This is a genomic window from Patescibacteria group bacterium (genome assembly GCA_022563395.1).
In the GTDB taxonomy this organism is placed as follows: Bacteria; Patescibacteriota; Minisyncoccia; order Minisyncoccales; family UBA10102; genus 01-FULL-49-22b.
In genome coordinates this window covers 21,009-42,855 of the sequence record JADFNM010000001.1, presented here as the reverse complement: position 1 = coordinate 42,855, position 21,847 = coordinate 21,009, and the positions used below count along the sequence as shown (strand labels likewise).

The window sequence follows — 21,847 nt, the reverse complement described above, 5'->3', positions numbered from 1 at the left end:
CCAAAAAAATACTCCTGAGGGAGTTTTAAGGTCACCTGAAAGAAGCTTTTCCTTTCATGGACGCTTTCCCCCTCCCTCGAGTGGACGTGACCAAAACTTATAGAGGGGAATTCAGTCGACCGGGCTCTAACCGTTCCGGGGGAGCCATGCATCATTTGATGCACGGCCACGCCCAGTACCATATGGTACAGGGCTGTGGCATGGGAATTACACCCACTTCCTCTGAATTCCTGTCATTTCACTTGTGTTCTGCAAGCATTCTACCTTGGGCAACAAAAGTACGTCAAGTCATACAACCCATAGCTTCCTGTGGATTACTTGTTTTTGAGACTTATGTGCGAAAGGGCAAAATCCACATCACCTTTTGTTTTTTTGCCCGGGTTAAAGATACCCTGAGAATCAAACACTTGTTTGGTTTTAGAAAACAACTCTACCACTTCTTTGCCAAACATATCTTCTAAAAAGGGGGTGCGAATAATGCCGTCATTATGTTCTGCAGTCATGCTTCCCCCGTACTCAAACACCAACTTGTACACTTGCTCCATTAAAGAGGGAATAAGAATTCTGTTCTCTTCCTTTCTTAAGTCCATCAAGGGGATTATGTGAAAGTTGCCGTCCCCTACATGGCCCACAATGGTATAGACGAGCTTTGGGTGCTGTGCCAGGATGTACTGAAGCTTTGGCAAAAACTCAGGCAATGTTTCTGGCGGAACAATGATATCGTCAATAAAGGGAGCGGTGCGCTTGCCTTTCACGTGGTGTCGCAACAGATTGAAGCTCTGCCTTCTCACTGTCATATACTTTAATTCCTCTTTGTCAGAACGTGTAATTCTCATCAGCGCTTTGAAACCAGCAAGATCCTTTTTTGCAGCTGCGGCTTTTTTGTAGACTTCTTCTTCTGAGTCTCCGGTAAACTCAGCTAACACCACCAGTTTTGGAAGTTTTAGTCCTCCTTTCAAAAACATGATAAACTCGGGGATAAACTGAAAAGCTAAGGTGATGATGTTCCCCTTCAAGAGCTTAATAAAATCCGGAATGTGCATGATTGCAAATTGCAATGTATGGTCATCATACGATTCCAGGCTCTCTGGCTTATGTTTCAGAAGCTTTTGTGTAAGCTTTGCCAGCGGTGCAAAATTATACAAAAAGAGTACAAGCAGGGTAGAATGCTTTTTTGGCGTTACCAATGTAAAGGTTATCTCAGTAATAATCCCCAACGTGCCTTGAGAGCCAACAAAGAGTTTTGTTAAGTCAAAAGTTGCTCCGTCCCATACATTCCAAAGGTAGTATCCGGCAGAGTTTTTGGAAACCTTGGGTTTTACCGATGCAAGAAGGGATTTGTGTTCTTGAACCAGCTTAAATATCTTTTGGTAAAACCCTCCCTCAAATCCTTCAACTGCCATCTTCTCTTTAAGTTCCTGAAATGAGAGGGGTTTTACGGTATGTTCTTCTCCGTCTAAAAGAACTATCTTAAGCTCTATAACGTAATCTTCGGTCTTGCCATAACGCAAGGTCTTTTCTCCTCCTGCATTATTCGCTACCATGCCCCCTAAGGTGCAAATGTCCTTTGAAGCAGGATAGCAAGGAAGCAAAAGGTTTTGCTTTGCAGCTTTCTTTTCAAAGTCCCGGTACCAAACCCCCGGCTGCACCCTTGCTCTATTATTTTTAATCTCAAGAATGTTGTTAAAGTGGCGCGCCATATCCACCACAATGCTTTGGGTCAAAGGCCCTCCTGTCATGTCCGTTCCCCCGGCTCTTGCGGTTAAAGACAAGTTTTCCTCCGGATGTTCTTTGGTAAACCTCACCAAAGATTTTACATCCTCTGTATCTCTGGGAAATACAACTAACCGGGGCTTTAGCTCAAAGAGAGAAGCATCTCTGCTGTACTCTTGGAGAATATCTGGCGAGTCCTCCACTTCACCCTTGAGTACTGTTTTGAGTTCTTCTTTTAGATTCATTTCTGCTAAACTTAGTTTAGTTAAGTTTACCCTTAATGGTACTCAACATCAACAAGCCAAAAGGCATAACCTCCCACGACGTGGTGGATGAAGTCAGAAGACAAACAGGAGAAAGGCGGGTAGGGCATGCAGGTACCTTAGACCCCTTTGCAACAGGTGTTCTTGTTGTTGCCGTGGGAAGAGAGGATACCAAAAAACTCACTGAAATCACCAAAAACACCAAAAAAGAATATGTTGCTACCCTAGAACTTGGCAAAACCAGCACTACAGGCGACCCCGAAGGCCAAATATCCTTGGTCTCACTAAGTTATCCACACTTAAGCGAGATTAAGGATACGCTAAGGTCATTTGTGGGAGAGATAAAGCAGACTCCCCCGCCCTATTCTGCGATAAAGGTAAAAGGGGTTCCCGCGTACAAGCTTGCAAGAAGAGGCGTGAATGTGGTGCTCCCCAGTCGGAAAGTGCAGATTCACGAGATTGGGGTGCTCAAATATTCTCCGCCCTCGCTCAAGATTCGAGTTGTATGTTCCGCCGGCACATATATCCGCTCTTTAGCAAAAGACATTGGAGAAACATTGGGCACCGGCGCCTATCTCACCGAGCTTGAACGCACCCGTGTCGGAGATTTCACAATCAAAGATAGTATTTCTTTAGAACAACTTCGTCTGCTTAAATCTCGTTTAGGTGTGGATAACTAAACGAGATTTAGTTTTCCACAACGACAAAACGCCATTTCCCGTATTGGTCTTTATGGAATTGCCAAGAACTATAGTCAAACCGCTGGAGAAGTTTGTCTATCTCTTTTTTCTGAGGAGAGTCAAACTCCAGGTATATTGATCCCTTTGGTTTGAGATGTGTTTTTGCTTCTTTCAAAAACCTTCTGATGTACAAAAGCCCATCTTTCCCCGCAAACAAAGCTTCACGAGGTTCGTGCCTAAGAACTGATGCATGTACACTATGTTTCTTTGATTTTGCGACATATGGTGGGTTGGCAAAAATGTAGTCATACCGCAAAGATACTTCAGAAAAGATATTTGACTGAAATACTCGAAAGCGCTTCTTTGAAATTCTGTTCTTTTTAAGATTAAGATGAATTTGCTGTAAAAACTTTTTCTCGTTTTCTGCAAAGTCAACACAAACATGGGGAATGTGCTTTAAAACTGCAATGCCAATACATCCTGATCCGGAAAATACATCTAAACAGTGAGTGCTTAAATTTCGTTTAGGAGACATGCGGATATCTTGTATGGCTTTTTGGGTCCAATGCTCTGTTTCCGGGCGAGGAATGAGAGGTTTTAAGGAAAGATCAATGCGGCAATCCGCAAACTCTACAAATCCAATAAGGTAATCCACCGGCTCCCCTGCTTTGAGTCGTGCAATATCTTTTTTTGCAGCTTTTGTAAGTTTGCTTTGATACTTTTCTTGAAGCAACCATCTTGCTTCCTTGAAAAATCTCCTTTGGTTCATACCACTTTCGTATCACACTCACGACAAAGAGAAAAGCTGTGTCAGCTACACCGACACAGCTTGGGCATCCAGCTCTCTTTGAGCAAGGACTTGCTTTCTTTCCTCGAGAAGTTCGTAGAACCTCTTGGGGGTCTTGGTCCAAACCTTGGTTGGATCAACATGTTCCAGAACTTCCCTGAGCGTAAGGTCCAGCTCTCGTGGCTCTTCCGCTCCGCACGGAGGACAGGCGGGAGTATCTGCATCAAAGATGCTCCCACACCGCACGCATTCGTGCCACAACTCTTGCACTTCTGGCATGGTACTCCCTTCTTTCCAGCTTTTCTTTGAGTACACCACGTGATATCGTTTCACCACCATACCATAGAGCAAAGAATCAAGGCAAAAAAGTTTTCCCCAGACAAACATATAAAGAAAAGGTAAACCAAAACCCTGCACCGTATGGTGCAGGGCTGTGGTTTTAATTCTGGAAGTCTCTTCGAGGAGGACGATTCTTTCGCCAGCAATCAGTGCAGCGAACATTGTTCTCCGTTCCAGCACGAGGTTGGAAAGGAAGCTGGGTAATGGCTGTGCCGCAATCGGCACAAGTCCAGTTTCCTTCTACCATAGGTCTCTGAAACCTTCCTTGGTTTTCTTGTTCCACTCTATTTTCGAAGTACAACTTGATTTCAAAAGAATCTTGATGTGACTTCTACTACCAACCCACATAATCTTCGTGGGGTGGAAACTGTACTCCGACTCTAGTACAACAATGAGTATAGCATGCTCCCTCTTTCGCGTCAAGAGAAGAATGGGGCCTCCTAAAAGAGGTCTCCTTCCAGGATGTGCGCCTCCGGGGTCTCGTCCACCATGAACTCTCGCGTAATCATGACGCGCGTGTAGGAAGGGTACTCCTCCTGGGACTCAAACTCCAGCACCCATTCTCCCTGCTCGTTCTTCTCCAGGACTCCCGTGGAGAAAAACCGGAGGGGTTCGGGCTGCACCAGCCAGCCCTCGTACACGGTTCCCTCCAAGGGGTCTTCCATTCTCGCTGCAACCGCGTGGAGCATCGTGCCGTCCTGAACGAAGCGGTACCCCAACCCCCGGCTGTTGCTCTCGTCAACCGGCTCAAGCACGGCTTTCTGCGTGCCGTTCCCAGAAAGAATCCTCTCAAAGATGCTTGCCTCCTCTACCTCCTCTACATAAGGAACGCTGCCCGTGTACCCGGGAAGCCCTATCTGCCAGAGGAACAGCGCCCCCCCAAGAACAAGAATGGCCCCTGTCACAAGAATTATTTTGTTCATACGAACGTGTCTGTTAAAATTATACTTTATGTAGCTTCGCCCTTTCTTCTTGTATGCTACCACAAACCCTGGGAAACAAAAAAGCACCTCAAGAGCGGTTTTCCACAGCTCCACTCCGCACAAACCCGGCCAGGATCATCCAGTCAATCTCCTCTTCTATGCCGTCCTCTTGTTTGTTCTAACAGAAAATCGCCCGAAGGCGACTTTTGGTTCATATAAAAGCAATCTAGTTTTGGCCTTTTTTTACTCCACAAAGGTAAATATCCACATTAAAAAGATTCCAGAAAAGAAGGTGAAAGAAAGAGCAAGAGCTCTCTTTGGATTGCGCTCTTTCTTAAACTCCGGCACAAAGTCTGAAGCTCCAATGTATAAAAAGCTTCCTGCCGCAAACAGCAGCACAAAAGGAATAAAGGAGATGAAAGTTTCTTGGAATAAAAATCCCACAACTCCTCCAAGGATAACGGTTGTTGCAGAAAGAAAGTTTAAGAATAGAGCCCGCCGCTTTGAGAACCCGGCATACAAGAGCACCCCGAATTCGGCTATCTCTTGGGGTATCTCATGCAGAGCAACGGCAGCTGCCGTCACCATGCCAAGCCTTACATCCACCAAAAAGGCCACGGCCAAGATAATACCGTCAACAAAGTTGTGCACGGCATCAGCCGAAAGGCTCAGCACACCCAGAACACGAGGACTGTGCTCGTCTGCTCCTTGGGGCCCATGGTGCAAATGGAGAAGCTTTTCACCAATGTAGAAAAAGAGAAATCCGCCAAGCAGAATCAAGAATCCCTGCTCCGGAACTCCCTTATCTACTACTTCGGGAAGAATATGCAAGAATGCGGTTCCCAGCAAGGCACCGGCTGCCATAGCAAGAAGATACAACGAAATACGCTTTAAGAAATGGTCCTTTACAAACAAGAGAAAACTCCCTGAAAGCGCAAGCGCAGCAATGCCAAAGGTTGCAAGCAGCGTAAGAAAAAATGGATCCATGCATATATATTACCAAAAAACCGCCTTCTTGGCGATTCTCTTTAGCCATACTTCCTAAGTCTCGCTTAGGCAGTAAACGGTTCCCTCCTACAAGACGATGTTAGAACCTGTTCTGTGCAAAACAGACTCTTTACTTTGCAAGCCATTGTAAAGTATAATAAAAGAACGTGAACAAAGAGTTTTATACCACCCAAGAACTAGCCGACAAAATCCGAGTAAATATAATAACCATTAAAATCGGCGAGGAGTCTAGAATTGATAATAAAGAGGGTCGAAAGATTCTTAAATAAGGTTAAAACAAACAACAAACCATGGGCGCAAAAATACCAATGAGTATAGTTATAGTTCTTATAGTTATGAGTGCGGCTGCTACTTTTCTGTTCATGCAACAAGTAGGCTACGAGCTTTCCGGTGATGTAGCGATAGATTGTAGTCTATGTAGTAATTAACTATACCAAAAAAACCGCCTTCTTGACGATTGAAAGCTTAGACACAAAAGCACCCCCAATATTGGGGGTGCTTTTGTTTTGTTATGCAGCTTCAGCTTGAGCTTCAGCTTCAACTCGGTTAACGTTGGTGGCGTTAGGTCCCTTTGGACTTTCTCCTATCTCAAACGTTACTTTATCTCCTTCCCGAAGATCTTTGAACTCTACATTCTTGAGTTCGTTGGAGTGGAAAAAAAGATCTTTTTCCTCTCCCTCAACACTAATGAATCCAAATCCTCGGTCAGTCAATCGAGCAATAGTTCCTTCTGGCATTGCTGTAAAAAGAAATAGCTTAATTAGACGCTTAAATACAGAATGCTGAAGACTAAAACTCGACTCTGTTTCTCTTGCAGCTTTGATTTAAACAAAATAATACTACCATATGGAGTCTAGAATGTCAATACCAGGCTCCGCATGCAAAGCTGAGCTTAGCTCTGCGATTCTTTCTCTCCATGCTGCTTAAATCTCATTTAAGCATGATTGATTCTATTGATTATCTCCTTAATGAAATTAAGGAACTACTTGCTTTGGGTGAGTTTGCTTAAGTTTCGTTTAGGCAGTATTGAATTTTCAAGAATGGCTCCCCCCCCTGTCGGACAACGTTAGAACCAAGATTATAGAAGCACAAGAGGTTTATATCCCTGATTTGGCTTATTAAGTCAGTTGAGGGATTTAATTTTCTCGATGAGCTTGTTTTTATCAAGGCCGCCCATCGAGAATAACTCTCCATTCACAATAACCCCGGGTGAGGACATAATGCCGTAGTCCTGCACCATTTTCTGGCCTTGCTCGGTCATCATATCAATATATTCAACCTCTACATCGGGAAATTGCGGTTTAATTTCGTTTTCTAATACTTCTTTTGTAACGGCACAATGACTGCACCCAGAAGAGGTAACCTCTTGAATTATTACTTTGCTCATGGGAATTGAATATTTATCATAAGCCAAAAAACCAATTAGGCAAGATGCGAATAAAGATTAAACCTAACAAAATAGTAATCACCACAAAAAATACTCCCATTTTTCTTCTGCGCCCCGATCTAAACCAATACCACCACATGGGCAAGACCCACAAGGCCACTAAAACCCAGTTCCCGAGCCAAAGAGGTGCTCCAAACATACCTGCTTTCCCCTCTAACTCCTCTGGACCGTGCCTGTGGGGAGGAGCTATTTTAAGTCTTTGCGATAAAATATCTGTAAACCTCTCCTCCTGCACCACTTCTTCAAAGAGAGTATGCTGCCCCGAATACACCCACCAATTATGGCCGAAAAACCCGAGAGTAAAGAGAAAACCACCAACAAATACCATTCCCCACGCAGTTGTTTTTGCGATAGTTACTCTATGACGAACCAATGCTTTTGTCGCATTAATTCCAATTATTCCAAACATTGCGAAAACCAAAAGTGGAATTACCCTTCCAATGGCATGAACAAAGAACAAAAGCCAGCCGTAGAACACGTCTCCTATAATGCCAATTTGCCCTAAAATCATAGGGGTTGCGGGGTGGGGACAACCAACACCAATATTGCCCAAAAATAGTCCGAGAAGCAGTGGCTTTAATATATCTTTACGTTTCTGAATAAATCCGGGTACTGCCCCCGAATAACTTGGTATTCTCACCTTTAAAAATCCGAGCTCTCCAAGAGCAAAAGTAATTGCAAAGATTCCCGCAAGAGCATAGAAAACATTTTTAATCATCTCCCCACTTCCACCAGAAAAACCAAACACTGCCTTGCCCAGTAGGGCGGCAAGTATGCCATACATACTAAGGGTTATCACGACCCCAATACTAAAACTTAATGCGGTAGCTAACCCTTTTGCATAACTTTTTCCCATCACCAAAGGAACAATGACAAATGCCAATGGTAGAGTGCAGGGCAAAACAATCATAGAGAGCCCCGCAGCAAACGCAAAAAGATACCATCCAAACCCTACAGGGGAACTCGGGCTTAACGCAAAAATCCAAAAAAGTCCTCCTGCGACAACAGCAAGAAGGGAGAACGTGAAAAAGGCAAAAATAAAGCGCCCTATACCTTTTTTTTGTGGCACTTCTTCATTGTTTAATTCATTCCTCTGCTCCTGAAGAATTTCATCACTCATAATATAGCTATTTCTTTCTAAAGAAAATCCATATTATTAACTTTTGGGAGTTGCTTTATATCCAAGCTCCTCAATCACCTTCAAAATATCCTCCAGTTTGATTTTTTCATCATCATACTCCACCCCACCACTTTTGCTGTCCCAGTCTGCAGTAGCGTTTAAGACTCCGCCTGTATTGTCCAAGACCATTTTAATTCCTGCAGCACATGAACCGCAATGCATGCCTTCTATAGAAAATTGAACTTTTTTGGTCATAATAGTAATATAAATTTTATATATTCGTATTATACCATCTCTTCATACTCTTGCGAACTTGGGCTTTTTATATAAACGCAAGAGCAAAGAGTTCAGCACTACCGAAACAGAACTAAATGCCATTGCAAATCCGGCGATCTCCGGCCTCAAAGCTGACTGAGAAAGGTTTAACCAAATGAAAACATGAGGATAGTATTCGGGGACCCCAAACAAACTGACAAACAAAAAAACGCTCAGGGTTGAAGCCAACTGCTTGTCTTCCGAGCGTTATGAGAAGTGCAAAAGTGGGGACTACCTACTTTCGCGCAGAGCACTATCATCGGCCTTGCGGTATTTCACTTCTGTGTTCGGTATGGGAACAGGTGGGACAACCGCAGTATAATCCCCACTTTTGCACTCGCTAATTTAATGTACCGGGGAGACCCTCGGTATGCCGTGCTTTCGCACATGGCAACTAAAGTGGGCCTCCCGCCAAAACTCAAGCAGTTGAGTTTTGGCCCACTTGAACGTTCTTTTAAAAATAATGGGCATAATCTGCAAGCACAGAAATCAATGTTCGAATCATTAGTACTCCTCGGCTCAATGCATCGCTGCACTTTCACCTAGAGCCTATCAACCTCGTGATCTTCGAGGGATTCATGAGTCCTCATCTTGGAGTAGGCTTCGCGCTTATATGCTTTCAGCGCTTATCCTTTCCCAACATAGCTACCCAGCGGTGCCCTTGGCAGGACAACTGGTACACCAGAGGTTAGTTCATTCCGGTCCTCTCGTACTAGGAACAACTCTCCTCAAGACTCGACGCCTGCGGTAGATAGGGACCAACCTGTCTCACGACGGTCTGAACCCAGCTCGCGTACCACTTTAATTGGCGAACAGCCAAACCCTTGGGAGCTTCTCCACCCCCAGGATGTGATGAGCCGACATCGAGGTGCCGAACAGTGCCGTAGATATGGACTCGCGGGCACTACCAGCCTGTTATCCCCGGGGTAACTTTTGGTTGATGATCTTTACGCCTTCTACTATGACGTATCGGTTCACTAAGTTCTGCTTTCGCAACTGCTCGACATATCCGTCTCGCAGTAAAGCCAGCTTGTGCCTTTACACGACTGCGAGGATTTCCATCCCTCGTTAGCCGACCTTATAAACGCCTCCGCTACTCTTTAGGAGGCTAGCGCCCCACTAAAACTACCCACCTCCCACTGTCATCAGCAAAAAGCTGAATTAGTCTTATCTTTTCACCAGACAGGTATTTCACTGACGGCTCCACCCATCCCAAAAGACAGGCTTCAAAGCCTCCCTGTTATTCTACGCAGGTAAAATGACAAGACAATAAGAAGCTATAGTAAAGCTCCCGGGGTCTTTCCGTCTAGCCGCAGGTAACCGGCATCTTCACCGGTATTGCATTTTCACCGGGCAGCTCCTGGAGACAGTTTCCCAGTCGTTACGCCTTTCATGCGGGCCTGAACTTACCAGGCAAGGGATTACGCTACTTTAACACGGTTATAGTTACCGCGGACGTTCACTGGGGCTTCACCCACTAAGCAGCTCTGATTGCTCAAAGCCACCTGCAGGATTAACACTCCAGCACTGGTCAGGCGTCAGCCCCTATACATCCTCTTTCGAGTTGAGCAGGGACCTGTGTTTTTGGTAAACAGTCGCCAGGAATACGTTTGCTGCGCCCGCCTTGCGGCGGGAGGTCTTATCCCGAAGTTACGACCACTGATTTGCCGAGTTCCTTCAGGAGCTTTCACCCGTTCACCTTGGTACGTTGATACCAACCCACCTGTGTCGGTTTTCGGTACGGACTCATCATATTCATATTCCCAGAGCTTTTCCGGGAAGGGCGCTCACTCTTCTCCCCGCCATAACGGCAGGTCGCCTCTGCGCTTTTGGTTACCCAATCACGCCAAGGACAAGAATCCATTAACTTGCAAGAGTTACTACCCTCCGTCATCTGAGAAAGCATATGACAAGGGGAAGGAATATTAACCTTCTGTCCATCGCACTACACCGTTCGGTGCAGCACTTAGGGCCGCCTAACCCTTGGATGATTGTCATTGCCAAGGAAACCTTAGGTTTTCGGTGTGCAGGGATTTCACCTGCATTGTGGTTACTCATGCCAACATTCTCACTCCTCACCGCTCCACCGAGCCTCACGACTCGACTTCACTGCAGTAAGGACGCTCCCCTACCACCCCGCACCGTATGGTACGAGGTCCTTATCTTCGGTATCAAGCTTAGCCCCTATGAATTTACGGCGCAAAACTCCTTAGCTAGTAAGCTGTTACGCTTTTTTTAAAGGATAGCTGCTTCTAAGCGAACCTCCTAGCTATCTTGGGAGTTTCACTTCCTTGTTTTGCACTTAGCTTGATTTAGGGACCTTAGATGAAGATCTGGGCTGTTTCCCTTTTGAGCGCGGAGCTTAGCCCCCACGTTCTGACTGCCGAGTCTAGGATCCTGGCATTCGAAGTTTGGTAAAAACATCTGGGTTGCCCCAAGAACGTTCTTTCCAGAGCTCTACCTCCAAGACTTGCTTCTCGACGCTAGCCCTAAAGCTATTTCGGGGAGAACCAGCTATTACCAAGCTCGATTAGCTTTTCACTTCTTACCACAAGTCATCCCAAGACGTTGAACGATCTACGGGTTCGGGCCTCCATCAGCCCTTCGGCTGACTTCACCCTGCTCATGGCAAGCTCGCTTGGCTTCGGGTCGTTCCCAACAGCTTAATTGGTCGCGCTATTCACACTCGCTTTCGCTATGCCTTCACGCCAGAAGCGTTTCGACAAAGCTGTTAGGAACACTCGTTGGCTCGTTCTGCAAAAAGCACACCGTCACCCCGCACATAATATGTACTATCGTTGTATCATGTTGGATACTACACATTATGTGCGGGGCTCCGATTCTTTGTAGGCAAGATAGTTTCAGGTTCTATTTCATCGCCCTCACCGGGCTGCTTTTCACCTTTCCCTCACGGTACTAGTTCACTATCGGTGATGCAAAGTATTTAGCCTTTCCGGACAGTCCCGGAAGCTTCCCACGGGATATTCGTGTCCCGAGGTACTCAAGAAAAATAGCAAGGAGCATAAAGGTAGTTTTCGAATACGGGGCTTTTACCCTCTTTGGCCGCCCGTTCCAGGGGCGTTCTTCTAACCACTTTATCTAAATGTTCTCCCTCCGAAATTAAGCACTCGGTTGAGTGCTTAACTCCCGACACTATAGTCTTACAACCCCCCATACAAAAAGTATGGGGTTTAGGCTCCTCCCTGTTCGCTCGCCGCTACTAAGGGAATAAACTTGCGTTCTCTGTTCCTCCGCTTACTGAGATGTTTCACTTCAGCGGGTTCGCTTCCCGACGTTACGTCGGGACGATCTGTGTTTCCACAAACCAGGTTTCCCCATTCGGACATCCCCGGATCAAAGCATGCTAAACTACTCCCCGAGGCTTATCGCAGTCACGCCACGTCCTTCATCGCCTTTGCATCCCAAGGCATCCACTATCTGCCTGTAATTTAGGTACCCTTACGGGTACCCCACAATTGATTCCTGTTGCTAGCAGATTATACCCATTATTCAATTATTAACGTACTGACACGAGCAACGAAAAACCGCTTTTTAAAGCGGCTTCATAACTGACACAAAAACCCATCAGGTTTGCCAGCCGCTTTGTAGTTTGCAATGTTTTTGCGTATTTCTCATGTCTTAAAAGAGTATAGCTGAGCCAAGATAGAATGTCAAGAAAAGACCCCGCTCCTTTGAAAACCCGCATATCTCCTAAATGAAATTAAGGATTCCTTGGTTTTGCCAAGAAATACTTGAGATCAATAAAAACCACCCCGCCGAGGAGGCGGGGTGGTTCAAATTCAGGATATAAAAACTCAAGCAGTTGAGTTTTTACCCTCTCAGTTTTCGGTTCAGGTCCTGCAGCAACTGAGTTGCTACTTCCCTTCCTCCCAAGCCAAAGGCCAAACCTCCGGTAATGACCAGGAACGCGAGGATAGCGCGTACGACATCCTGAGAAAACCCGGCTGCGATGTCAAGTTGTTGCAGGATTGCCACGATCGCAAAGACCCAGATGGACCATCGCACAATCACGCCAACCAGATGCCCGTACCCGATCTGGGTGGATTCTACGGCTGCCCTCAACACTTTCCCTGCAATATCTGCGATAATCACGGCTACCACGAAAATCAACGAAGCAACCAAAACATTAGGCAAATATGCCAGAACACTCGTAATGAAAACAGCCAGCTGATTCAATCCAAGGACCTCAACTGCGGCCAAGAGGAATACGATAACTAACACCCACTTGAAGATGCTGCCGATGAATCCTGCAGGATCCACCTTCATGTCCGCCTTTTCTAAGGCGTGCTTCCAATTCCCCCGCTCAAAAACCTGATTGAATTTAATTCTCTTTAAAATGTCAGTTACCAAGCGGCCCACTCCAACTGAAATGAACCATCCAATGCTAAAGATTACCAAGGCTCCTACCAAAGCCGGCAAAAAGCCAATGAATCCTTGCCACAAATCCAGGAGGCCGGTGATAGTAACCTCGTACAAATTGAGAACCATATTGTGTGTATGTTTATTTTAGTTATGCAAAGTACTTTTCCCGACCTTTAAAGGATTATGACATTATGTGCGTGCTCGCACAAATGGCACTACCTTAATATGCCTATTTATGCATTGTGCCATTATACTACAAGCAAGGGAGCTTGTCTTGTGGATAACTTTTCCTACCAAAAAATCTCTTTTGAGCCACCCAAAATGCCTACTATCTGTGCTTTTTGAGGTGCAATCTCCCTCTATCCAGTACCTATCCTTCTGTTCTCTAACAATACGTTTTAAGAGCAGTATGCTAGGTTTTTTGGGGTGCCTTGCTACTACAACATGTCCTATCTTGGGTTTTAAAAAAAGATAGGACATCCTATCTACTACCACAAAGTCTCCTTCCCTAGCCCAGGGTTCCATGCTTTGTTCTCTCACTTTGAAGTAGGAAATCATTGCTTCTTTGCCCTCTCTGCCTCTTGGAACATCTCTGCTATCTCATCTACCGCCTTTTGCAAGTCCTGCGCCGCCTGCATATTCACCTCCTGTTTTACCTTACTGCAAAGCTTTGTTGCCTTCCAAAAGGTTTCATGGAGATCGGGAAATGCTTTGAGATGCTCCTCTGCAAAGTAATCAGTCCACAAAATAAGGAGCTGCTCCTTTGCAATCTGGGCATGTTCTTCTTTCACCGCAGTAAGTCGTGAAATCCCGTGAATGTCAGTAGGACTTATTTCCTGAAGCTTTTCTACCATCTTTACCACGGTTCTAGCCGCAGTTTGAGCTGGCTGTGGTGTGTATATACCACAAGGAATGTCGCAATGCGCAAACACCTCCCTTGCAGGAATAATGCGGCTTAAAAGAGTAAAAAATGAGTACAGCATGAGAATAAATGCCTCTTTGATCCCCCACCGTACGGTGGGGGGCGGAAAGAAGTATCAATTACTTCACTACTCCCACCATCTTGGCCAGCTTATACAAAGCTGCGAGACCCACAAGCACATAGACCACTTTAGATCCCAATGCTGCGGTTCCTCCAAAGACGGTGGCAACAACATCCAGGTTGAAAAGTCCAACCAATCCCCAGTTTAAACCACCAACAACCAAGAGGATGCCGACAGCTAAACTTATTGTACCTTTTTGCACCATTTTAAATATTATGTATTTAGTTTCAAAACAACAAAAAACGACCTTTTGAGATATTGAAATATTATACCAAAAAACAGGCTGTCAATATACCCTGCCTGTGGAAAACAACTGTTTTGTTTCTAGCTACCTTTCTTCTTGTCCAATTTTTCCAGTTTTAAGAATTTAAAACCGTAAAAAATAACAAGAGCTATAATTACAAAGTCAATTATCGTGGCCGCAAAACTTCCCCACAAAATCTCAACAGGACCAACTTTAAGTACTGCAGCATCAAGCGCTCCTGCGGCTCCCAATATAATCCCGAGTATAGGATTAATGATGTCTTCTACGAACGACGCAACAACTTTTGATACCGCACCTCCTAAAATAAAACCAATCGCCAGACCCATTACACCTTGCTCTCTGATAAAGTTAATGAAACTTTGCATAGTAAATAAAATGCTTAACTGAGATTATTTTTCGACTTTGTCTTAAACTGCGGGCTCAGTTGCCTTGCCCGTCCGTAGCTTTAGCGTAGGCGGGAAACCAACTTCTCTCAGAACTCAGACAGATTACTGAGATTTACGAAGAAATTGCTCCAACTCACCTTTCTCCCACCAGCCAAACTCGTCTGGAATAGTATTTATGTTAAACGTTACCACCTCGGTAATTTCATTGCCATACACTCCCGAGGTAGGCAGAGACTCAAGTTCTACAAAGGTATAGGGTGTCCACGCCCACTGCTGAGTGTCTTCGTACAGTTCTATGTCGAGTCCAACAACCTTGTAGCTTCTCACTTTTACCCCTGCGTAATCCATCACGACACGGTTGACGTACTGATCCAGGGTCTCGCCCCAACGTGGAAGGTTATGCACAAAATACAGGAGCGCTTTTTTAGCTTTCTGTGCTTTTTCTGGTATCTCGTGCTGTGGGTTTGCCTCTGGTCGTCTCAACGCAACGAACTTCCCTTGGAACGTTAAAATGTTTTCAATGGAAATATGTGTACCGCCTGGAACTTCTTTTGCTACTGGCGGTCCGAAGCTTGCTTCTTTGTTTTTCCAATTATATTCAAACATGTTATTTCATTAAGTTTATATCTGTGGACCTGGTGGGAATCGAACCCACGATCTCCTCATTGCAAATGAGGTGTTCTACCACTAAACTACAGGCCCAAATTGTGCGCGTGGAAGGAATCGAACCTTCTACCTCTTCTTTATCAGAGAAGCGTTCTGCCAATGAACTACACGCGCATATTTCCTTAACGAGATTAAGGAAATGTTCGTTCTCTATCATAAACAAAAACAGGCCTTTTGTGAAGACCTTGCTCTTGTAAGTTGATCTCTGAGAGTTGCTCCGACTCCACAACCCGCCACAACTTTACAGATGTGGGCAGGAACTAGATTCTATGGCTCCAGTCAAACCTCAGATCACCCCGCGCTTTCCTCAAAAAATACAATTTCGTGAAGAATACCTTTCCACATTACCACACTCGTCGATTGACAGTGCAGAAACGTAGAAAGGGCTGGGCTATCTGGACGACACTTCGAAAAATGATGTGATCCACCGACAGGTTCCCCTACCGGTGCCTTGTTACGACTTAGTCCCTCTCACCGAGCCTACCTTAGATCCACGCAAGGTGGAGTTTCGGGTATTCCCGGCTCGCTTGACTTGACGGGCGGTGAGTACAAGGTCCAGGAACATATTCATCGCGCCATAGCTGATACGCGATTACTAGCGATTCCGACTTCATGAGGTCGAATTGCAGACCTCAATCCGAACTGGGGGGCCGTTTAGGGATTTGCTCCGCATTACTGCATTGCGTCCCGCTGTCGGCTCCATTGTATCATGTGTGCAGCCCAGGATATCAAAGGGCCACGCTGACCTGGCGTCATCCCCACCTTCCTCCTGATTGTCTCAGGCAGTTTCGCTTGACATGTAAAACAAGCGATAGGGGTTGCGCATGTTGCCCGATTTAACGGAGCGCCTCAAGGTACATGCTGACGACGGCCGTGCAACACCTGCCTACCGGTCCTTGTGAGAAGGCTTCTCTTTCAGGAAGCTTTCCGATAGGTGTCAAACCCTGGTAAGGTTCCTCGTTTGTTGACGAATTAAGCCACATGATCCACCGCTTGTGTGGACCCCCGTCTATTCCTTTGAGTTTTAATCTTGCGATCGTACTTCCCAGGCGGGATACTTAACGCGTTAGCTTCGCCACGTGAAGGGTCGACACTTCACATAGCTAGTATCCATCGTTTACGGCGTGGACTACAAGGGTATCTAATCCTTTTCGCTCCCCACGCTTTCGTCTCTCACCGTCAGGACTGTTCCAGCTGAATGCCTTCGCTTTTGGTGTTCCTCTTGATATCAACGGATTCCACCCCTCCACCAAGAGTTCCATCAGCCCCTAACATCCTCGAGTCTGGAAGTTTCCCTTGCATTCCAAAGGTTGAGCCCTTGGCATTTAACAAAAGACTTTCCAGACCGGCTACAGACGCTTTACGCCCAATAAATCCGGATAACGCTCGGGGGCTCTGTATTACCGCTGCTGCTGGCACAGAGTTAGCACCCCCTTATTCATAGAGTACCGTCAACTAAAAGTTTCTTCCTCTATAAAAGCGGTTTACAACCCGAAGGCCTTCATCCCGCACGCGGCGTCGCTGGATCAGGGTTTCCCCCATTGTCCAATATCCTCGACTGCGGCCACCCGTAGGTGTCAGGTCCGTGTCTCAGTACCCACGTTGGGGAACAGGCTCTCACCTCCCCTACCCGTCATAGCCTTGGTGAGCCATTACCTCACCAACAAGCTGATAGGCCGCGGACCGCTCCTGAAGCGAATTGCTTCTTTACCCTTACGGGAACTATCGGGAATTAGTCCGCCTTTCGGCGGATTATGCCCGTCTTCAGGGTACGTATCCACGTGTTACTAACTCGTTCGCCGCTACCTGGCAAAAGCCAGATCGCTCGACTTGCATGCCTTATCCACGCCGCCAGCGTTCATCCTGAGCTAGGATCAAACTCTCTAAACGTACTCTTATAAGAGTACTAATAGAGTCGGAACAACTCTCAAGAATCAACTTAACTTACTTTCGTATGTAATTTTTAAAGAACGGGAATTGGGTCAACCCCGTTAGAGGCAAGAAACCTTTGGTTTCTGCCGATTTTTCCAGTGGGGAAAATCGGGCCTCTAACGGGGTCAAAACAACTCCCGAAGGCATTCAATAAGAACACCTTCGGGAATTGTCTTTTAAAAGAAACTAATGTGGCAAAGAATCTACATAAGCCTTGTATAGAAAGGATACTATGTCCTGACCCCCTAGTCAAGACCTGGAGCCGAGGGCGAGATTCGAACTCGCGACCTACTGTTTACAAAACAGTTGCTCTTCCACTGAGCTACCTCGGCATAACGGTCACACCCTCTTTTTCCTGAGCTTTTTCCAATAGTCATCTGAAAACTTGGAATTGCCACTCTTTCCCTGGGATCTCTTTCTCAGATTTTCCAAGATCTTGCCGGTCTTTGACTCGGTCTTGAGGGCCACAATCCTGGTCTTGGAAAGCACATTCTGCAAGAGCATGTCGGGGGAGGCAACCTGATGCAGGACTTTTAAATCCTGTACCTTGTCTGCAATCTTCTTTAAAATCTCTTTTGGCAAGTTGCCTTCCTCTCTTGCGGGATATGCTAAAAGCATCGGGGCTTTCTTTACTGCAAAATACAAAAGGCCAGCAGTGCTGAAAATAAGAATGACTGATGCCGCAATAACTCCTATCATATCTGGTAACGCGAAAATCGCTTTACAACAATGTTTTCTCCGAGTTTCGCAATATATTCTTCCAAAAGATTCTGCACCTTCTTTGAAGGATCTTTCACATAGTCTTGCGCTAAAAGCTCCTCTACGGATTCTGGATCCATGGCAGCTATCTGCAGCACCAGTTCATGGGCCAATGCTTTGAAGTCCGGAGATTTTGCAACAAAGTCGGTTTCAGAGCGTAGGTCTAAGATAACCCCCGTCTTTCCTGTGGCATGAAGATATGTTTCAACGATTCCCTCGCCAGCTTCCCTTTCTTGCTTCTTTTGTGCAATTTCAGCTCCGCGAGAACGCAGAAGCTCTTTTGCCCTTGTCATATCTCCTTTTGCCTCTTCCAAAGCATTTTTCACGTCTGTTACCGACATGCTCGTATCTGACCTCAACTCTTTTATATCGTCAATTCCTGCCATACCTATTTTATCCATGCTTCCTGAATCTTATCAAGAATATATTTAAGCGAGCTAACCGCGTCGTTGTTTGCGGGAACAAAGTAATCTGCCTCTTCTGGGTTTGTATCGGTATCTGAAATGGCAATGATGGGAATACTCTTCTTCTTTGCTTCCCGCACTGCCGAGACATTCTCTTTTAAATCACAAATAAATATGGCATCAGGAACCTTGGTAAGTTCTTTTATACCCCCAAAGCGTGTCTCTAAGGTGCGGATTTCCTCTTTGAGATCCAGCTGTTCCTTCTTGGTATATTTCTCATCCCACTCCCCTGAGGCCTGCTGCTCCTCCAACTCCTTTAACCGTTCAATCCGTTTTGAAATAATGCCAAAGTTGGTAAAGGTCCCACCAATCCATCGCTGTGTGACAAAGGGCAGACCACAGGCCTTTGCTGTCTCTTGAATCAAAGAACGCTGCTGCACCTTGGTTCCCACCAACAAGAGTATTTTCCCTTCCTCTTTTAACTTCTTTACATACTCTGTAACTTCTTTGAGCTTTTCTTTGGTCTTTTCCAAGTCAATGATATGCACGGTGTTTCGCACTCCGGTAATGAAAGGGCGCATCTTGGGATGTGTCTTTGACGTTTTGTGCCCAAAATGCAAACCAGCCGCCATCATCTCTTGCGTGATAGGATCAAGTTTTTGTTCTGTTGGTTTCGTAACAACTGCCATAGCAATCGTCTTTATATCACAATTGATTTCCTTTCGCAAGTATGCTAAAGTACCTCATACTATCTATGAAAAAAGATATTCACCCACAATACTTCCCAAAGGCAAAGGTGACGTGCGCTTGCGGCAATACCTTTACCCTCGGGGCAACGCAAGAACTCATTGAGATTGAGGTATGTTCTGCCTGCCATCCATTCTACACTGGCAAAGAGAAAATCATGGACAAGGTTGGTCAGGTCCAGAAGTTCCGCGCCAGACTCTTAAAGAAGAAATGAACCTGGAGGAGTTAAAGCAAGAATACCAGAACCTCTTAAAAGAGCTTCAGAACCCGGAGTTAATTTCTGATTACCAGCGTTTCCAAGAACTCTCCAAGAAGAAAGCAAAGCTTGAGAAAATCTTAGACAAGGCAAAAGAAACAGAAGACCTAAGGACCCAGCTCACAGAGAATCAAGAACTGTTGGGTGCTGAAGACCAACCAGAGTTGCTCACTTTAGCAGAAGCTGAAACGAAAACACTTCAAGAAAGGTTTAGAGGTGCAGAAAAGGAGCTGGAAGAACTTTTGGCAAAAGGCCAAGAAGATCTGCCAGAAGCTCTTATCATGGAGTTTCGCGCGGGAACGGGTGGTGAAGAAGCAGCCCTGTTTGCTGCAGATCTTCTCAGCATGTACCAAAAGTATGCAGCAAAGAAGAGATGGAAAACTACTCTGTTGGAAGAAGACCGCACCAACATTGGGGGCATAAAGAACGCAGCATTGGAGGTAAAGGGGGAAGATGCATTCTTGAACCTGCAATATGAGGGAGGGGTACACCGGGTTCAAAGAATCCCGGAAACAGAAAAGGCGGGGCGCATTCACACCTCCACTGCGACCGTAGCTCTCATTCCCAAAGCAAAGAAAACCCAGTTTCAGATTAATCCCCAAGACTTAAAAATAGAGTTTACCGGTTCTTCCGGACCTGGCGGCCAAAACGTGAACAAAAGGCAAACCGCAGTACGGCTCACCCATGTTCCCTCGGGCTTCATGGTGTTCTCACAAGCATCCCGCTCCCAGCAAAAAAACAAGGAAGCGGCATTATCCTTGCTGGAATCAAAACTCTTGCAACAAAAGGAAGAAAAGGAAGAAAAGGAAGCTGCAGGTCAAAGAAAAGCCCAGATTGGCTGGGCAAAAAGAGTAGAAAAGATTAGAACGTATAACTATCCGCAGGATCGAATTACTGATCATCGCATTGAGCAAAGTTGGCATGGAATAGAAAAAATCATGGCGGGGGATATTGACCCTGTTATAGAATCCCTCGCCAACTACCAAAAATCCCATTGATTCCTAAACGAGATTTAAGAGCTCTTAAATCTCGTTTAAGCAGACTTAATTTCCTTTCAGGGCTGCAATGTCTTGTTCGTACCTTCTCGTGATTGCCATCACGTTGTCCCCATAGAACTCATATCGTATCTGGTTTCGCGAAGAGCAGTTGCCAGAAAAGTAAGAGACGGCGGCACACCATTCATACTCAAAGGTTTGCCTTGTTGCCCCAACATCAGCCAAGTACACCGCAGAGGCCAAGAATGCATCCCTAATATTCCAAGGATCAGCAGGACTTCCCTTTAACTGTGCAATCTCGTCTTTGTACGCGAGCCAGGTTGAAGGGATAAACTGGGCAGGACCCATGGCGCCTCCGTATCCCCCAACTGAAGGGATAGGGCAAGAAACAGCAGTATTGAAAGGATCTCTCCCCAGCTCCTGCGTTATCTCTAAGAAAGGTTTCACGTCTCTTGTTGGTTTCATGACACGGCGCACAAAGGTTCCGTTAACCGTTTCCCCGTTTCCGGTCTGGGTGTCTTTTAAGTAACATTGGCCTACATTCTTTCCAATATTAGACTCTTGCGTTAACACTGCCAGTAAAAAGGGGGCTCTCACCTTGGTTAGCTGGGTCACAGCCTCTGCAATCTGAACCGCCTCCCCAAAGGTTGGGGCTTCTGGTACTCCGATAAGTTCAAAGATGCGAGAGCGTATTGCGCTTGCCTGCTGCTGACGGTCAGCTAGGAGTTTTTGGTATTCAGACTCCTTTCCTTTGGTCACTTCCAAGAGCTGCTGGTTCTGACCTGTTAAGTACTGACTCTCTTGCTTTTGGAGAATCTGAATTTTCACAAAGTTCTCTTCTTCCGACTTCTCTGTTTCCAGCTTGCCTTTTTGCCCTTTAAGATACGAGGAAAGATCAATAGTACTTTCCAAAAGCTCTTTGTTGCGGTCTTGCAAGGACTGCAGGGCAGCTAAATTATTAAAAAAGTCAGACAGGGTGGGACCGGTTAAAACAATCTCCACCATGGTTCTTTGGTCCTCTTGGTATAACCTTTGCAAAAGCTCTGCTAACTGCGCTCGCTTCACTTCAATGTCCTCTTCGGTTCTTGATATGGAAAAGGTAGTATCGGTAATCTGCCCTCTTAAGTCACCAATGATTTTGTTTGACTGAACAATCTGCAAATCAAGCTTCCGTATCTTGTTTCTTAAAATGGAAATCTCGTTTTGCAGGGTCTTCTTTTCCTGCTGGGTCTTTGTTATATCCCCCTCAATTGCCCCAATCTCTTCTTCCAGGGCCTTAAGCTCTGCTTCCAGCTGTTCCCGTTCTTGCGCTGGGGTTAGGGCATAGACAAAAAGGCTCGGCAACAGAAATGCTGCGAGCATCAAGATACCGATGAGTTGTTTTGTGGCTGAGTTCATGTATCTTGTATATTATAT

General features: G+C 45.7%; 22 protein-coding genes, 3 tRNA genes and 3 rRNA genes. 3 read left to right on the top strand and 25 right to left on the bottom strand.

Going from position 1 to position 21,847, the window contains the following annotated elements; all coding sequences use genetic code 11:
- Window positions 1-314 precede the first annotated feature (314 nt).
- Window positions 315-1,958 carry an FAD-binding oxidoreductase gene (locus IH982_00230; protein ID MCH7828284.1) on the bottom strand — a complete coding sequence of 548 codons (1,644 nt, stop codon included), beginning with the start codon at window positions 1,956-1,958 and terminating at the stop codon, window positions 315-317.
- Window positions 1,959-1,993: 35 nt separating this feature from the next.
- On the opposite strand from IH982_00230, the gene truB reads away from it, so the two are divergent.
- Window positions 1,994-2,656: a tRNA pseudouridine(55) synthase TruB gene (truB, locus tag IH982_00225; protein MCH7828283.1), complete on the top strand. Its 663-nt coding sequence runs from the start codon at window positions 1,994-1,996 to the stop codon at window positions 2,654-2,656.
- Window positions 2,657-2,663: 7 nt separating this feature from the next.
- Here the strand turns inward: truB and IH982_00220 are convergent, their stop codons facing one another.
- From IH982_00220 to rpsB, 23 genes are all read right to left on the bottom strand, one after another.
- Complete coding sequence (locus tag IH982_00220) at window positions 2,664-3,425, bottom strand: peptide chain release factor N(5)-glutamine methyltransferase (protein MCH7828282.1); 762 nt, start codon at window positions 3,423-3,425, stop codon at window positions 2,664-2,666.
- Between the two features lie 45 nt (window positions 3,426-3,470).
- Window positions 3,471-4,007: a hypothetical protein gene (locus IH982_00215; GenBank protein MCH7828281.1), complete on the bottom strand. Its 537-nt coding sequence runs from the start codon at window positions 4,005-4,007 to the stop codon at window positions 3,471-3,473.
- Window positions 4,008-4,222: 215 nt separating this feature from the next.
- Window positions 4,223-4,705: a hypothetical protein gene (locus tag IH982_00210; protein ID MCH7828280.1), complete on the bottom strand. Its 483-nt coding sequence runs from the start codon at window positions 4,703-4,705 to the stop codon at window positions 4,223-4,225.
- 243 nt (window positions 4,706-4,948) lie between these two features.
- Entirely contained in the window at window positions 4,949-5,692 is a 744-nt protein-coding gene (locus IH982_00205) for a ZIP family metal transporter (GenBank protein MCH7828279.1), read from the bottom strand.
- Between the two features lie 530 nt (window positions 5,693-6,222).
- Window positions 6,223-6,450 (bottom strand): cold shock domain-containing protein, encoded by a 228-nt coding sequence (locus IH982_00200; protein ID MCH7828278.1) that lies wholly within the window; start codon window positions 6,448-6,450, stop codon window positions 6,223-6,225.
- A gap of 386 nt (window positions 6,451-6,836) precedes the next feature.
- On the bottom strand, window positions 6,837-7,100 hold the full coding sequence (locus IH982_00195) for a thioredoxin family protein (GenBank protein MCH7828277.1): 264 nt from the start codon (window positions 7,098-7,100) through the stop codon (window positions 6,837-6,839).
- Window positions 7,101-7,116: 16 nt separating this feature from the next.
- Window positions 7,117-8,280: a hypothetical protein gene (locus IH982_00190; GenBank protein ID MCH7828276.1), complete on the bottom strand. Its 1,164-nt coding sequence runs from the start codon at window positions 8,278-8,280 to the stop codon at window positions 7,117-7,119.
- A 36-nt stretch (window positions 8,281-8,316) separates the two neighbouring features.
- Complete coding sequence (locus tag IH982_00185; GenBank protein ID MCH7828275.1) at window positions 8,317-8,535, bottom strand: heavy-metal-associated domain-containing protein; 219 nt, start codon at window positions 8,533-8,535, stop codon at window positions 8,317-8,319.
- 282 nt (window positions 8,536-8,817) lie between these two features.
- Window positions 8,818-8,925 (bottom strand): 5S ribosomal RNA (rrf, locus tag IH982_00180).
- 153 nt (window positions 8,926-9,078) lie between these two features.
- Window positions 9,079-12,053: ribosomal RNA gene (locus IH982_00175) — 23S ribosomal RNA — on the bottom strand.
- A gap of 373 nt (window positions 12,054-12,426) precedes the next feature.
- Window positions 12,427-13,104 (bottom strand): hypothetical protein, encoded by a 678-nt coding sequence (locus tag IH982_00170; GenBank protein MCH7828274.1) that lies wholly within the window; start codon window positions 13,102-13,104, stop codon window positions 12,427-12,429.
- 63 nt (window positions 13,105-13,167) lie between these two features.
- Complete coding sequence (gene sodX / locus IH982_00165) at window positions 13,168-13,536, bottom strand: nickel-type superoxide dismutase maturation protease (protein MCH7828273.1); 369 nt, start codon at window positions 13,534-13,536, stop codon at window positions 13,168-13,170.
- Entirely contained in the window at window positions 13,533-13,961 is a 429-nt protein-coding gene (gene sodN, locus IH982_00160; protein MCH7828272.1) for a superoxide dismutase, Ni, read from the bottom strand. Before sodN ends, sodX begins: the two co-directional genes overlap by 4 nt.
- A 58-nt stretch (window positions 13,962-14,019) precedes the next feature.
- Window positions 14,020-14,226: a DUF378 domain-containing protein gene (locus tag IH982_00155; protein ID MCH7828271.1), complete on the bottom strand. Its 207-nt coding sequence runs from the start codon at window positions 14,224-14,226 to the stop codon at window positions 14,020-14,022.
- Window positions 14,227-14,345: 119 nt separating this feature from the next.
- The gene (locus IH982_00150; protein MCH7828270.1) at window positions 14,346-14,651 is read right to left on the bottom strand and encodes an MscL family protein; all 306 of its coding nucleotides are present in this window, start codon (window positions 14,649-14,651) and stop codon (window positions 14,346-14,348) included.
- Window positions 14,652-14,774: 123 nt separating this feature from the next.
- Complete coding sequence (locus IH982_00145) at window positions 14,775-15,278, bottom strand: hypothetical protein (protein MCH7828269.1); 504 nt, start codon at window positions 15,276-15,278, stop codon at window positions 14,775-14,777.
- Window positions 15,279-15,302: 24 nt separating this feature from the next.
- Window positions 15,303-15,374, bottom strand: a tRNA-Ala gene (locus IH982_00140).
- Between the two features lie 6 nt (window positions 15,375-15,380).
- Window positions 15,381-15,452, bottom strand: a tRNA-Ile gene (locus IH982_00135).
- A gap of 298 nt (window positions 15,453-15,750) precedes the next feature.
- A 16S ribosomal RNA gene (locus IH982_00130) occupies window positions 15,751-17,228 on the bottom strand.
- Window positions 17,229-17,527: 299 nt separating this feature from the next.
- A tRNA-Thr gene (locus IH982_00125) sits at window positions 17,528-17,602 on the bottom strand.
- A 7-nt stretch (window positions 17,603-17,609) separates the two neighbouring features.
- The gene (locus IH982_00120; protein ID MCH7828268.1) at window positions 17,610-17,969 is read right to left on the bottom strand and encodes a hypothetical protein; all 360 of its coding nucleotides are present in this window, start codon (window positions 17,967-17,969) and stop codon (window positions 17,610-17,612) included.
- Window positions 17,966-18,415 (bottom strand): translation elongation factor Ts, encoded by a 450-nt coding sequence (gene tsf, locus IH982_00115; protein MCH7828267.1) that lies wholly within the window; start codon window positions 18,413-18,415, stop codon window positions 17,966-17,968. The genes IH982_00120 and tsf overlap by 4 nt, the downstream gene beginning before the upstream one ends.
- Window positions 18,416-18,417: 2 nt before the next feature.
- Window positions 18,418-19,122: a 30S ribosomal protein S2 gene (gene rpsB / locus IH982_00110; protein MCH7828266.1), complete on the bottom strand. Its 705-nt coding sequence runs from the start codon at window positions 19,120-19,122 to the stop codon at window positions 18,418-18,420.
- A gap of 65 nt (window positions 19,123-19,187) precedes the next feature.
- Between rpsB and rpmE the strand changes: the two genes are divergently transcribed.
- Window positions 19,188-19,394 (top strand): 50S ribosomal protein L31, encoded by a 207-nt coding sequence (gene rpmE / locus IH982_00105; GenBank protein MCH7828265.1) that lies wholly within the window; start codon window positions 19,188-19,190, stop codon window positions 19,392-19,394.
- The gene (gene prfA / locus IH982_00100) at window positions 19,391-20,434 is read left to right on the top strand and encodes a peptide chain release factor 1 (protein MCH7828264.1); all 1,044 of its coding nucleotides are present in this window, start codon (window positions 19,391-19,393) and stop codon (window positions 20,432-20,434) included. The genes rpmE and prfA overlap by 4 nt, the downstream gene beginning before the upstream one ends.
- 45 nt (window positions 20,435-20,479) lie before the next feature.
- Here the strand turns inward: prfA and IH982_00095 are convergent, their stop codons facing one another.
- Window positions 20,480-21,829: a lytic murein transglycosylase gene (locus tag IH982_00095; GenBank protein MCH7828263.1), complete on the bottom strand. Its 1,350-nt coding sequence runs from the start codon at window positions 21,827-21,829 to the stop codon at window positions 20,480-20,482.
- Window positions 21,830-21,847: the final 18 nt, after the last annotated feature.